This window comes from Hymenobacter canadensis (assembly GCF_027359925.1).
Taxonomy (GTDB): domain Bacteria; phylum Bacteroidota; class Bacteroidia; order Cytophagales; family Hymenobacteraceae; genus Hymenobacter; species Hymenobacter canadensis.
In genome coordinates this window covers 4,480,101-4,493,091 of record NZ_CP114767.1, presented here as the reverse complement: position 1 = coordinate 4,493,091, position 12,991 = coordinate 4,480,101, and the positions used below count along the sequence as shown (strand labels likewise).

Sequence of the window (12,991 nt, the reverse complement as noted above, 5' to 3'; positions counted from 1 at the left end):
TTGAGGCGGCGGCGCTGGTAGCTACTGGACTGGCGGGCGGGCGTGTATTTCCCGGTTTATCTTATTCAGCACGATAACGCTAGGCATCAGCGAGAGAAACATGGCCGGCAAAGTAGCCAGCAAGGCATACATCTTATTGTGCAGCACTACATACAGCACAATAATCAGGGCCACGACCATCACAATTCCGAGGCCGATAATTGCCCCTTTTAGCTTGTTTTTTCTGGAGTGAAGCTCTGCTAGGCTAAGCTGCGCGAGGTCTCCGCTGATACTGTTTTTCGCCATTTGATTTCTCGTGGAAGTTCAGAGAGTCAGGTAAACTCACAGACCGTTCATGCCTGCCGCCGGTCTGCGCCCTGGCTGCTGCGCAATATACAGCCTGCACTATCCCCGGTTTCGGAGGCTGATTTCCGCCCGGACCTGCTGCAGCACCTGTTTCTGACTTTGCGAATTCCGGTAAATCCCCACTATCATAGCCAGAGGAATTGCGACATACAGAAAGCCAAACCCGTTTCTCACGACCCCATACACCATAACCCCCACCAGAAAGCCTATGCTTGCAGCGGCGAAGATTTCATTTCGCTTGAGCTTTTTTTCCTCACCCAACAATTCTTGGAGCGTGAGCTTCGAGTAATCTTCCTGGGCCGACATATATGTTTGACGCTTGGTGTTAAAATGTGCAGTCAGCTGGTGCTGCTAACAGCCGTGTTGCCGCAACACATGCCGCCCCAGGTTTGGCAAGCAACCTGCTACCGGCACGCTTGCCGAAACTTACCCACATTCCCCGACTTCGCCAATCCACAACAGCCCCGACAACCACTGACTATTGTCAGGTGCAGTCGTAGGAAGAAATAACGATGCTACCGTTTTTGTTGACGGTGAGCTTCAGTTCCTGGGCAGCGTCACTGCTGCCAAATCCGCAAGTGAAGGTGTAGACATTTCCTTTCCTGGAAATCAGCGTAGGCTGCACCAGCTTCTGGCCGTCATAGCCGGAATAGCTGTTTATCATCTGGTGATAGACTTCGTGCAGCGCAAGCTTTCTGAAGGTGTAGTCATGGTCGAAACAGCTATCGAAGGAAGTGTAGACATAGGTGCTGTTAGCGTACTCCGTGATGGTGCGCAGCTCGCCGGTTTTTGGGTGTTCTTCGCGGGTACCTTTTTTAGCACCCAGAAGATTTATGTGCCGCAATCCGTCTATTCCTTTTTCAATTACCGGCCTTATTGCGGTTAGGTCGGCGCTGAAAATGTACCCAGCAGAGGAGGGCGTAGTCACCTTCATCCACCTGCCTGGCAACCCAAAACCGGCACTTATCGGTTGGGTAACGGTAGAAGCTAAGGTTTCCTGAATTTCCACCGCAGACCCAACGGGGATAGTCCGCACTGTGGCCGATTTAAAGGACGGTTGCTTATGCAGTACCGCCCCCGACACATTGATTACGTAGCGCCTTTCCTTGCTAGCGGATGAGGTACTGGAACTGGCTCCCAGCAGCATAAAGGCACCTATTGCAGCAAGCACTGTTTTTTTCATAATCCATCTATGAAATAATGAGTTACCCTCTGACCTGTCCGCCTTTGCAGCAGGCAGTCAGGCCGCCAAGGTAGCCAACCGAATCGAAAGCATCATCCTACTGATACCCGGCGGCCTGCAGCCGGAACAGCTCGGCGTAGCGGCCGCCTTTGGCCAGCAGCTCCTCGTGGCTCCCGATTTCCTGGAACTGCCCGTTTTCGATAACCAGAATCCGGTCGGCCATGCGCACAGTGCTGAAGCGGTGGCTGATGAGCACGGCGGTTTTGCCCTGCGTCAATTCCTTGAAGCGCTGGAACACCTCGTACTCGGCGCGGGCGTCGAGGGCGGCGGTGGGCTCGTCGAGGATGAGCAGCTGGGCGTCGCGCATGTAGGCGCGGCCAAGGGCAATCTTCTGCCACTCGCCGCCGCTCAGGTCCACGCCGCCGTTGAAGCGGCGGCCAATCATCTGCTCGTAGCCGCCGGGCAGCTTGGCAATGACCGAGTCAGCGAGGCTTTGCCGGGCGGCCTGCTCAATGCGGGGCTGGTTGCCCTGCTCCTCAATGCGGCCCACCGCCAGGTTCTGGCCGGCCGGCAGCTGGAAGCGCACAAAGTCCTGGAAAATCACCCCGATTTCCTGGCGCAGCTCGGCCGGGTCGTACTCGCGCAGGTCATGGCCATCGAGCAGGATGCGGCCTTCGGTAGGGTCGTAGAGGCGGGCCAGCAGCTTGACGAGCGTGGTTTTGCCGGCGCCGTTTTCGCCCACCAGGGCCAGCTTTTCGCCGGCCTGCAGCTGGAAGCTGAGGTTGCGCAGGGCCCATTTCTCGGCGTTGCGGTACTTGAAGCCCACGTTTTCAAACTGAAACCCCTGCTGAATAGGCCGCGGAAACGGCCGCACCGTACGCGCATCGTCGGCGCGGATGATGCGGGGCTTTAGCCGGAAGAAATCAAAGAAATCCTGCAGGTACAGTGCCCCCTCGGCCACCGCGCTGAACCGGCTCAGAATGCCTTCCAGCAGACCGCGCATCCGGGCAAACGAGCCCGCCAGAAACGTAAGCTGCCCGATGCTGACGCGCCCGCGCACCGTTTCGCTGATGATGTAGACGTAGGCCGCGTAGTAGCCAGCCGCGCCCACCGCCGCGAAAAACGCGCCCCAGCCCGCCCGCCGAATCACGAGGTCCTTGTTCTTAAGGTAGAAGTCGTCGGAGAGCGTGCGAAACCGGTCGATGAGAAAGCCTGAGAGCCCGAAGATCTTCACTTCCTTGGCCGTTTCGTCGGAGGCGCCGGTCTGGCGCAGGTAGTCCAGCTCGCGCCGCTCGGGCGTCCAGCCGTGCACCAGCGAGTAGCTACGCTCGTTGAAGTGGCTTTCGCCCAGAAACGCCGGCACCACCGCCACTAAGAGCAGCAGCAGCAGCCAGGGGTTGAAGGCCGTGAGGCCCACGGCCAGAAAGCCCATCGTAATGAAATCCTGGGCCTGGCTGAGCACCTGCGACATAAGCACGGTGCGCGACAGAGTCTGGCGGCGCGCCCGCTCCAGCTTGTCATAGAAGGCGCTGTCCTCGAACTGGTCGAGGTCCAGCTCGGCGGCGTGCTGCATCAGCCGGATAGAGCTTTGGTTGGCGAACAGGTCGCCGAGCAGCGAATCCAGCAGGGCCACACCACGGCCCAGCACGTCGGAGAAGACGGCCAGCCCAAACTCCAGCGCCACCAGCGTAAGCACCGGCGTAAGCTGCCGCGCCTCGGCGGGCTGACGGCTGAGCTGCACCACGCTGTCGAGAATCAGCTGGCCCACGTACAGCATGGCCACCGGCAGGGCGGCCCGCAGCAGGCGCAGCGCCATGTTGCCGAGGGCCAGCGCCGGGCTGGTCTGCCAGATCAGGCGCAGGAAGGCCGGCAGGTTTTTGAGGGCCGAAAACCGTTCGCGCACCGTGAGGGCCGGCTTACCGTCGGGGCGGGGCTTTTTGGCGGAAATCGTGGAAAAGAAAGAGTCAGAACGAGCCATATAACCGGTGTACGGCACACTTCGGGCCGGAGTGCGGCGGCGGCCGTTTTGGCAGCCACCGGGCGGGCTTTGCGGCGCCGGCCGGTCGCACTCCACTCGTGCCGTATAGCCGAAACCGGCCACCCTGTACTTTTACGCCGTTTTTCGTCGTTTCTTTGGTTGCTATGCTGCACAGTCTTCTATTTGAACCCTACGCCAGCCCGGCAGCTGAAGCCCGCGCCGAGGCCCTGCAGGAAAGCTTCTCGGCGTTCGACGAAGGCGTGCTGCTGCTGAACCTGGCCCTGGAAGACGAGCTGCTGGATGCCGTGCTGCTGATGCCCCGGGGCGTGGCTGTGTTGCAGCTGCTGCCCGGCGGCCGGCACCTCAGCGGCGATAATCCGACGCGTGGCCCGTGGCTGCTCGACGGCCAGCCGATTCCCGGTTTCGTGGGTTCCGACAACCCGTACCAGCAGCTGCAGCGGCAACGCCCGGCACTGGCGGCCTGGCTGGCAGGGCAGCCGCTGTTGCCGGCTATTGCGCCCGAAACCATCGGCGCTATGGCCGTTTTCCAGGACGTTCTGCATCTCACGGCCGAGCTGGAAGAGCAATTGCACCAGTTGCCCACCGAAGACCGGTTTCAGTTGGTGCGCCAGCCGCAATCAGTGCTCCGGGACTTTCAGCAGATGCCGGCGGAGAAGTCGCAGTGGCTGCCGAATGACACGCTCGATGCCTGGGCCACGGCGCTGCTGCAGCCGGATGATTTGCCGGAGGAAAGCGCGCCGGAAGCCGACGACGACAACGACGACCTGCTAACCCGCAAAGCGCGGCAGCTCTGGCGCTGGCTGGGGGCCGAAGACGTGCCCGCCGACCCGCCGTACAGCGCCGCCGCGCCGCCAACCGTTGCCGAAACCCTGGCCGACAGCCAGCAGGAGAAAGCCCGGCTGGAACAGATCCGGCAGCAGATCCGGGCCGAGGTGACGGAGCAGACCCAGGCCCTGCAGACCCGCGAAGCTGCTCGCGACCAGACCATTGCCCAGCTTCGGCAGCAGCTGACCGAGGCCTCTGCTGCCGCCCCGGAAACCGCCCGCCTGCAGGCCCAGCTGGCCGCCGAAGCCCGCGAAAAAGCCGCGTTAGAAGAAGCCATCCGGACGTCCCGCACCGAATCGGAGGCCCGCAACCGCGACCTGGACGACCGAATCCGGCAGCTCAGCCAGCAGCTCCAGCAGCTGCAGGCCCGGCCGGCCCCTACTCCACCGCCCGCTGCCCCGACGGCTCCACTGTCTGCTTCACTAATGGCTGCCAGCAATGCCCCCGCACCGGCCCAGGCAGCGGCGCCCGCGACACGCCTGGCAGCCCGGCAGCCCGCGGCACCTCGCCGCCCAACGACGGGTACGTCGTGGCGGCTACAGTGGCCGCGGGTGTTGCTGGCCGGAGCGGTGGCGCTGCTGGCCGGGGCTGGTATCTGGGGCGCGACGCAGCTGCCGGCGCTGTTGCGCAAACCCACCGCGGCCCCGGCGGATACGCGCCGCGCCAGCCAGACCGATGGCAACGAGGAAGCCGCCGCTCCTACCCTGTCCGACATCCGGCCCGATACCATCCGGCTGACCCCAGCCGAGGCCGCCACCGCCGACTCCCTTATTGCCGCGGAGGAACTGGAGCAGCTCGTCACCGAGCCGCAGCCACTGCCGGCGCCCACCGACGAAGCCACCGAAATGATGGATTCGCTGGTTTCGCCGACCGGGGACCTGTAGCTGGTAGTAACGGCCGGGGTAGAGCGGAGGTAACTCAGCTGGCTTCCGAAGCCCGAATACCAGCCAGGCAGGCGGCGCACCCGCGCCCAGGCCGTACCTTTGCCGCCCATGCCCGCTACCACTCCCCGTACTTATAGCGCCGGCTTCTGGCTGATGTGCCTGTCGTCGTTCTTCTTTTTCATGAGCTTCAACATGCTGCTGCCCGAGCTGCCCGCGTACCTCACGCGGCTGGGCGGCGGCGACTACAAGGGCTTCATCATTGCCCTGTTTACGCTCACGGCCGGCCTCTCACGCCCGTTCAGCGGCAAGCTCGCCGACACCGTGGGCCGCATTCCGGTGATGGTGTTCGGCTCGCTGGTGTGCTTCATTTGCGGCTTCTTTTATCCCTGGACCACCACCGTGGCGGGCTTCCTGGGGCTGCGGCTGCTGCACGGCTTCAGCACCGGCTTCAAGCCCACCGGCACCGCCGCCTTCATCGCCGACATCATTCCGCTGGAACGACGCGGAGAGGCTATGGGCCTGCTGGGCGTGGCGGGCTCGCTGGGCATGGCGGCCGGCCCCGCCCTGGGGCCGCTCATCACGGCCGCTACCTCGCTCAACACGCTGTTCTACTGCTCGTCGGGGCTGGCGCTGCTGAGTCTGGCGGTGCAGGGCACCATGACCGAAACCCTGCCCCAGGCCCAGCGCCAGAAATTCAGCTGGAGCTTGCTGCGCCTGAACTGGGGCGAAATCCTGGAGCCGCAGGTGATGGCCCCGGCCGTCGTGACGCTGCTGTGTTTGTTTCCGTTCGGGGCTATCCTGACGGTGGTGCCCGACCAGAGCGAGGCGCTGGGTTTGGCCGGCAGCAGCAAGGGCCTGTTCTATACTTGCTACACGCTGGCTTCGCTGGTGGTGCGCCTGCTGGCCGGCCGCGCCTCCGACACCTACGGCCGGGTGCCGGTGCTGCGCTGGTCGTCGGCGCTGCTGGCCGTGTCGTTGGGGCTGATGACGCTGGTGGAGCACTCGGTGCCGCTGTTTCTGGGCGCGGCGGTGCTGTTTGGGTTTGCTACGGGCCTGCTGTCACCCACGCTCTACGCCTGGACCATCGACCTGAGCCACCCGGAGCGGCGCGGGCGGGCCGTGGCCACTATGTACATTGCCCTGGAAGCCGGCATCGGGCTGGGCGCGCTGCTGGGCGGCTGGCTGTTCAGCAACCAGCTTTCGCGCCTGCCCTACGTGCACGCCATGAGCCTCGTGCTGGTGCTGGGGGCACTAGTATATCTGCTGGTGGGCGTGCGGGCCAAGCAGCCGGTGGCATAGAGCCGGGCGCAATTATTCCGGGCAAACCACACTTCCTTTGGCTTAGGTAAATCGGCCTGCTATATTTGGAGAGTACAATAGTGCTATCGGCAATCAGGCCGCTTTGTATTCTTATTCTACTCTTATCTAATGCTCTTATTCGTAATCCGCTACGCGGCCTTACTCTGCCTGAGTTTGCTGCTGGCCGGGCCGCTCAGCGCCCAGAAAGCCCCAGCTCCACCCATCAAGTTCGGCAGCGTCGGGCCCGCCGATTTCGTGCCGGCGCCGGCCGCTTCCGATACTGCCGCCGCCGTGGCCGAGTATCTCTGCGACTATGGCACCTCCCGCATCGTGGGCAGCCGCGACCAGTTTCAGGTGGTGTTCGAACGCACCACACGCCTGCAGATTCACCGCAAAGCCGGCTACGACTACGCCACTGTGCGCGTGCCACTCTACACCCGCGACGGCCGTTACGAGCGCCTGACCAATGTTAAAGGCAGCACCTACAACCTGCAGGATGGCCGGGTGGTGCAGACCAAGCTGGCCGCCGACCCCACCTTCCGCGAGCAGCTCGACAAAAACCACGTGCAGATGTCATTTACGATGCCGGCGGTGCGGGAAGGTGCCATTGTGGAGTTCAGCTACACCATCACCTCCGACTTCATCTTCAACCTCCAGGACTGGCAGTTCGAGCATACCATTCCGGTGCGCTGGAGCGAGTACCGGGCCACGCTGCCGCAGTTCTATCAGTACAAAACCATCACCAACGGCTACCTGCCGTTTGCCGTGAAAGAGGAAACGGTGGTGCCGTATTCCACCACCTACACCGCCGGTACCACGGGGCTGGCGCCCGGTCAGGAGAGCCGCATATCGGCCTATGCGCTGCTGCTGCGCTGGGTGATGAAGGACGTGCCGGCGTTCCGGACCGAGCCCTTCCTGACCACGCCCCACGACTACATGCGCAGCGTGCATTTCGAGCTGGCCGGCACCGATTTCACCGGCCGCGACTACCACGATATGACGGGCAAATGGCCCGCCCTTTGGCAGCTGCTGCAGAAGGAAGAGCAATTCGGCCAGCTGCTTGGCAGCCGTTCGCCGCTGGCAGCCGAAGCCGAAGCGCTGTACCGGCAGCACGAAGCCCCCAAGGACCGGGCGGCCGCCGTGCTGGCCCTGGTGCAGCGCACCGTGAAGCACAACGGCAAAATTGACCTGTTTGGCTCGCAGCCCCTGCGCCGCACGCTGGAGCAGCGCCTCGGCAACTCCGCCGACCTCAATCTACTCCTGGTTAGCACTTTGCGCGCCGCCGGCCTGACTGCCACGCCGCTGCTGCTGAGCACCCGCAGCCACGGCCAGATGCAGCAGCTGGTGCCGGCCCTCTCGCAGTTCAACTACGTGGCCGCCCACGTGCAACTACCCGACAGCACCGACCTGCTGCTGGATGCCACCGAGCCCGAGCTGCCGGCCGGGATGCTGCCCGAGCGCTGCCTCAACGGCGCGGGCTGCCTGGCCAATGCTACCGGCCGCTGGCTTACCATCAAGCCGGCGGCGCGCTACCTGGAATTCCGCACCGCTAAACTGCACCTCACGGAGCAAGGGGCCATCGAAGGCAGCCTGAAGCTGGAATACGACGGGTATGCCGGTCTGGAGGCGCGGCGGCGTATCCGCCAGAATTCGGCGGCCGACTACCTGGCCATCCTGCGCCGGCAGTGGGCCGACTGGCAGCCTGCGCCGCCCACGCTGGCGCTGCCCGATGTGGTGCAGCTACCCGTGGCCGTGGAAATGGCCCTGCACCTGCCCGCCCCCGACAACCCGCCGGCCACGCTGCTGTATTTGCCCGTGATGCGGCTGCTGGGGGCGGTTCCGTACCAGTTTCGCGCCCCCGACCGCCATTACCCTGTCGATTTCGCCATGCCCCACGAGTATACCTCGCTCGTGACGCTCACGCTGCCACCGGGCACCACGGTGCAGGAGCTGCCGGCCAGCGTGGTGCTGGCGCTGCCCAACGCTGGGGGGCGGTTTCAGTACCAGGTAACGCAGCTCAATCCAGAAACCGTGCAATTTATGGCCCGCCTGCAACTCAGCCGCACCGAGTACAGCCCGGCCGAGTATGGCGCTCTGCGCGAGCTACATCAGCGGGCCGCCGCCAAGTGCGGCGAAATGCTGGTGCTGAGCCGAAAATAGCCGCGCTTCAGTATTTCTTCATCTGAATATTGGCCGATATTCTAAAAATGCGGAGCTTTATAATTCCGTTATTCTGCTCCGCTCCTACCTGCCACCTAGTACTATCCTTTTATCTGCTTTTTCCCGCGGCCGGCGGGCAGGAGCTGTGTGCTCGTTTCGTTTACTTTTTCTCTATATAGCTTACCATGCTAACACCTTTACTCCGCCGGCTTTTGCTGCTGGCAGTGCTGGGTAGCGCCGCCACGGCGCCCGCCCTGGGCCAGAACGAGCCCATCAAATTCGGCAAGCCCGACCTCAAGGACTTCGACCCCAAAAACTTCGTGGCCGACAGTGCCGCCGAAGCGGTGGTGCTCTGCGACTTCGGCCGCTCCCGCTTCGAGGTGGGCGCTTCCGGCGAAGGGTTCCAGACCGTGTTTGAACGGGTTACGCGCATCAAGATTCTGCAGAAGGCCGGCTACGACTGGGCTACCGTGGAGGTGCCGCTGTATCACAAAAACAACAGCGAGGAAAAGCTCACTAACCTGAAGGGCTTCACCTATAACCTCGTGAACGGGGAGATGGTGAAGGAAAAGCTGGAAAGCTCCTCCACTTTCCGCGAGGAATCCGGGCCCAACACCACCACCCGCAAGTTCACGCTGCCCAACGTGCGCGAAGGCGCCGTGATTGAGTACAGCTACACCGTTGTGTCGGACTTCCTGTTCAATTTCCAGGACTGGCAGTTTCAGCAGTCCATTCCGGTGCGCTGGAGCGAGTACCGGGCCCAGGTACCGGAGTATTTCGACTACAAGATGCTGATGCAGGGCTACCTGCCGCTGGCCGCAAGCGAGCATCCGCAGGGCCAGGGCCAGTACACGGTGCGCTGGAGTTCGTCCATTGAACCCGGCTTGAACGGCGGCCGCACCTCGGGCGGCTCCGAAACCGTAACGGCCCAGGTAACCAACCACCGCTGGGCAGTGCAGAACGCGCCGGCCTTCCGCGAAGAGCCGTTCATGACGTCCTCCCGCGACCATCTGGCGCGCATCGACTTTGAGCTGGCCGGCCTGCAATGGCCCGGCCAAGGCTACAAGGCGGTGGCCGGCACCTGGCAGAGCATCAACGACGAGCTGCTGGCATCCGACGGGTTTGGCGCCCAGTTGCGCCGGGCAGGCTTTCTGAAAGACCAGCTGACGCCGCTGCTGGCCCAGGAAAAGGACCCGGCTGCCCGCGTGGCGGCCGTGCACGCGCTGGTGCGCAAAGCCGTGAAGTACGACGGCCGCGACCAGTACAGCTCCGCATCGGTGCGCAAAGCCTACGACCAGCACCGCGGCAATGCCGCCGACGTGAACCTGCTGCTGATTGCGGCCCTGCGCGAGGCCGGCTTCCAAGCCAACCCCGTGCTGGTAAGCACCCGCGACCATGGCGCCGTCAATGCCGACTACACGCCCATGCTTTCGCGCTTCAACTACGTGGTGGCCCATGTGCCGCTGCCCGAAGGCAAGGAAATGCTGGTAGACGCCACTGAGGAGCTGCTGCCCTGCGGCATGCTGCCCACGCGTTGCCTCAACGGCCAGGGCCGCCTGATTATGCCCAACGCCGCGGAGTCGCGGTGGGTGAGTTTGCTGCCCTCGCAGCGCCTGACCGAGTACCAGCAGATTCAGCTGGTGCTGGACGAGAAAGGCGGCTACACCGGCAAGGTGCACTCCGAGCACGGCGGCTACGCGGGCTCGGCCCAGCGCGACCGGCTGCGGGAGAAAGGCGAAAAGAAGTTTGTGGAAGACATGCTGACCGGCCGCGAAGGCTGGACCATGAACAAGTACCAGTTCGGCCAGCGCGACGAGCTGGCCAAGGCCCTGAGCTTCGACTACGAGCTGACGGCAGCCGGGGGCGATGCGCCGGCGGGCCTGCTGTACCTACGGCCCCTGCAACACTTTGGCAACAGCAAAAACCCGTTTGTGCACGAGTCACGCCAGTTTCCGGTGGACTTCGGCTGCCCCGTCGACGAAACCCTGGTGATGACCCTGACGCTGCCCGCGGGCTACGAGGTGGAGGAGCTGCCCAAGCCCACGGCCATGAGCTTGCCCGATAACGGGGGCCGCTTCCTGTTCCAGGCCCAGCCCGCCGCTGATGGCACCATCCAGATCATGAGCCGCCTGAACCTGAGCCGCGCCGTGTACTCGGCCGAGGAATACGTGAGCCTGCGCGAGTTCTACCGGCTGGTAGTGGCCAAGCAGGCCGAGCAGCTTGTTCTTAAGAAGAAATCGTGAGCTACCGCCTGAATTTCCCGCGCGTAGCCGCCTGCCTGGGCGCGCTGCTGACTGCCGGCCTGCCCGGGCAGCCCGTGTTGGCCGGCCCGCCCGCCAGCTACCCCGTAGCCGATATTGCAGCGGCGCTGCGCGAAAACGCTCACGCCGTAGTGCGCCGCGCCGATGAAACGCTGGTGGTAAAGTCCGCCGGACGCACCGTGGAAACCGTGCGCCGGGCCGTCACCATCTTCGACGAGGCCGGCGCCGACTACGCCCGCAAGCTGGTCTACTACGACCAGCTCAACACGATCAGCTACCTGCGCGGCACCGCCTATGCCGCCGACGGCCACGTATTGCGCACGCTAAAGGCGTCGGAAATCAAGGACATTTCCCTGTCCGACGGCTTCAGCCTGGCCAACGACGGCCGCGGCCGTGTTGCCGATCTGCGCCAGCCGGTGTACCCCTACACCGTGGAATTCGAGTACGAAATCAGCTCCACCAACACGCTCTTCTACTCCACCTGGAAGCCCCAGCCCGACGAGCAGCTGGCCGTGGAGCACGCCACGTTTCGGGTGCTGATGCCCGCCGGCCTGGCGCTACGCTACCAGGAACGCGCCCTGCCCGCCGGCGGCGCCGCCGTAAAGACCCCAACAGCCGAGGCCGGACAGACCTACGAGTGGCAGGTGCACAACCTGGCCGCCGTGGAGGCCGAGCCCGACGGGCCACCTGTGGGCGAAACCACGCCGGCGGTGTACACGGCTCCCACGCAGTTTGAGGTGCAGGGCCACCTGGGCACTCTCACCTCGTGGCAGACGCTGGGTTTGTGGAACTACCAGCTCAATACCGGCCGCGACGAGCTGCCGCCCGCCGTGCAGACCAAAGTACAGGCCTTGGTGCAAGGCGAAACCGATGAGCGGGCCCGCATCCGGAAAGTATATGAGTGGCTGCAGGCCAACACCCGCTACATCTCGGTGCAGCTGGGTATTGGCGGCTGGCAGACGTTTCCGGCCAGCAGCGTGGCCGCCAACGGCTACGGCGACTGCAAGGCCCTGACCAACTACTGCCAGGCGCTGCTGAAAACGGCCGGTGTCACGGCCTTTCCGGCGTTGGTGCGCGCCAACGAGGAAGACATCCGCACGGAGTTTCCCAGCCAGCAGTTCAACCATGTGGTGCTGTGCGTGCCGCTCAGCAAGGCCGCCAAGGCCGACACCGTGTGGCTGGAATGCACCAGCCAGACCAATCCGTTCGGCTACATGAGCAGCTTCACCGGCAACCGCCATGCGCTGCTCGTGACGCCCCAGGGCGGCCGGCTGGTGCGCACGCCCCAGTACTTGGCCGCCGACAACCGCCGCGAGCGGCTGGCCGACGTGTACATGGATGCCCAAGGCAGCGCCACGGCCAGCATCCGGACCCGCCTTTCGGGCCTGGAGCAGGACGCCTACGCAGGGCTGGCCGGCTCTCAGAACCTGGCCGACCAGAAAAAGGCCGTGGCGGAGCATCTGCCGCTGGCCAGCTTCAGCATCAGCAAGCTCAGCTACCAGCACAACCAGCAGCAGCCGGTACCGGTACTCACCGAAAACCTGGGCCTCACGCTGCCGGGCTGGGCTTCGGTGTCGGGTAAGCGGGCCTTTCTGACGCCCAACCTGCTCAGCCGCTGGGGCGCGCTGCCAGCCACCGTGGGCGAGCGGCGCACGCCCATCTGGCTCGACAACGCGTTCAGCTACGCCGATACCGTCCGGATTCATGTGCCGGCCGGCTTCAAGCCCGAAAGTCTGCCGGCGCAGGTGCAGCTCACGACGGCATTCGGCACCTATTCCAGCCAGGTGCAGGCCCTGCCCGACGGCACGCTGCTGTATGTGCGGCGCCTGCTGATGCCCCGCACCCGCTTTGCCCGCGAAGAATACCCGGCGTACCAGGAATTCCGCCGCCGCATCAGCCAGGCCGATAAGGCGCAGGTGGTGCTGGTGAAAACCGACGCCTGATCCAACCAGCCGCATTACAACACCAAAGGCCCGCCGGAAGTAGTTCCGGCGGGCCTTTGGCTTTGCGTGGACGGGCAGGGCCAGGCATACCA

The 12,991-nt window shown here is 63.9% G+C and carries 9 protein-coding genes; 5 read left to right on the top strand and 4 right to left on the bottom strand.

Annotated elements, in window-relative coordinates:
• Nucleotides 1-21: 21 nt before the first annotated feature.
• From O3303_RS19215 to O3303_RS19200, 4 genes are all read right to left on the bottom strand, one after another.
• Nucleotides 22-285 (bottom strand): hypothetical protein, encoded by a 264-nt coding sequence (locus O3303_RS19215; protein WP_269559984.1) that lies wholly within the window; start codon nucleotides 283-285, stop codon nucleotides 22-24.
• Nucleotides 286-384: 99 nt separating this feature from the next.
• Entirely contained in the window at nucleotides 385-651 is a 267-nt protein-coding gene (locus O3303_RS19210; RefSeq protein ID WP_269559983.1) for an FUSC family protein, read from the bottom strand.
• Nucleotides 652-829: 178 nt separating this feature from the next.
• A complete protein-coding gene (locus O3303_RS19205) occupies nucleotides 830-1,528 on the bottom strand; it encodes an SH3 domain-containing protein (RefSeq protein ID WP_269559982.1) in 699 nt (232 codons plus the stop codon).
• 97 nt (nucleotides 1,529-1,625) lie between these two features.
• Nucleotides 1,626-3,506 (bottom strand): ABC transporter ATP-binding protein, encoded by a 1,881-nt coding sequence (locus tag O3303_RS19200; protein ID WP_269559981.1) that lies wholly within the window; start codon nucleotides 3,504-3,506, stop codon nucleotides 1,626-1,628.
• Between the two features lie 164 nt (nucleotides 3,507-3,670).
• Between O3303_RS19200 and O3303_RS19195 the strand changes: the two genes are divergently transcribed.
• The 5 genes from O3303_RS19195 (at nucleotide 3,671) to O3303_RS19175 (ending at nucleotide 12,899) form a co-directional block, all read left to right on the top strand.
• Nucleotides 3,671-5,236 (top strand): hypothetical protein, encoded by a 1,566-nt coding sequence (locus O3303_RS19195; protein ID WP_269559980.1) that lies wholly within the window; start codon nucleotides 3,671-3,673, stop codon nucleotides 5,234-5,236.
• A 108-nt stretch (nucleotides 5,237-5,344) separates the two neighbouring features.
• Nucleotides 5,345-6,535: an MFS transporter gene (locus O3303_RS19190; protein WP_269559979.1), complete on the top strand. Its 1,191-nt coding sequence runs from the start codon at nucleotides 5,345-5,347 to the stop codon at nucleotides 6,533-6,535.
• 129 nt (nucleotides 6,536-6,664) lie between these two features.
• Nucleotides 6,665-8,695, top strand: coding sequence for a DUF3858 domain-containing protein (locus O3303_RS19185; RefSeq protein WP_269559978.1), 2,031 nt, complete (start codon nucleotides 6,665-6,667; stop codon nucleotides 8,693-8,695).
• Nucleotides 8,696-8,880: 185 nt separating this feature from the next.
• The gene (locus tag O3303_RS19180) at nucleotides 8,881-10,938 is read left to right on the top strand and encodes a DUF3857 and transglutaminase domain-containing protein (protein ID WP_269559977.1); all 2,058 of its coding nucleotides are present in this window, start codon (nucleotides 8,881-8,883) and stop codon (nucleotides 10,936-10,938) included.
• On the top strand, nucleotides 10,935-12,899 hold the full coding sequence (locus O3303_RS19175) for a DUF3857 domain-containing protein (protein ID WP_269559976.1): 1,965 nt from the start codon (nucleotides 10,935-10,937) through the stop codon (nucleotides 12,897-12,899). Before O3303_RS19180 ends, O3303_RS19175 begins: the two co-directional genes overlap by 4 nt.
• Nucleotides 12,900-12,991 lie beyond the last annotated feature (92 nt).

Coding starts and splice junctions, on each gene's coding strand:
- O3303_RS19210 (WP_269559983.1), bottom strand. CDS start 651: ATGTCGGCCCAGGAAGATTACTCGAAGCTCACGCTCCAAGAATTGTTG.
- O3303_RS19185 (WP_269559978.1), top strand. CDS start 6,665: ATGCTCTTATTCGTAATCCGCTACGCGGCCTTACTCTGCCTGAGTTTG.
- O3303_RS19190 (WP_269559979.1), top strand. CDS start 5,345: ATGCCCGCTACCACTCCCCGTACTTATAGCGCCGGCTTCTGGCTGATG.
- O3303_RS19205 (WP_269559982.1), bottom strand. CDS start 1,528: ATGAAAAAAACAGTGCTTGCTGCAATAGGTGCCTTTATGCTGCTGGGA.
- O3303_RS19195 (WP_269559980.1), top strand. CDS start 3,671: ATGCTGCACAGTCTTCTATTTGAACCCTACGCCAGCCCGGCAGCTGAA.
- O3303_RS19215 (WP_269559984.1), bottom strand. CDS start 285: ATGGCGAAAAACAGTATCAGCGGAGACCTCGCGCAGCTTAGCCTAGCA.
- O3303_RS19200 (WP_269559981.1), bottom strand. CDS start 3,506: ATGGCTCGTTCTGACTCTTTCTTTTCCACGATTTCCGCCAAAAAGCCC.
- O3303_RS19180 (WP_269559977.1), top strand. CDS start 8,881: ATGCTAACACCTTTACTCCGCCGGCTTTTGCTGCTGGCAGTGCTGGGT.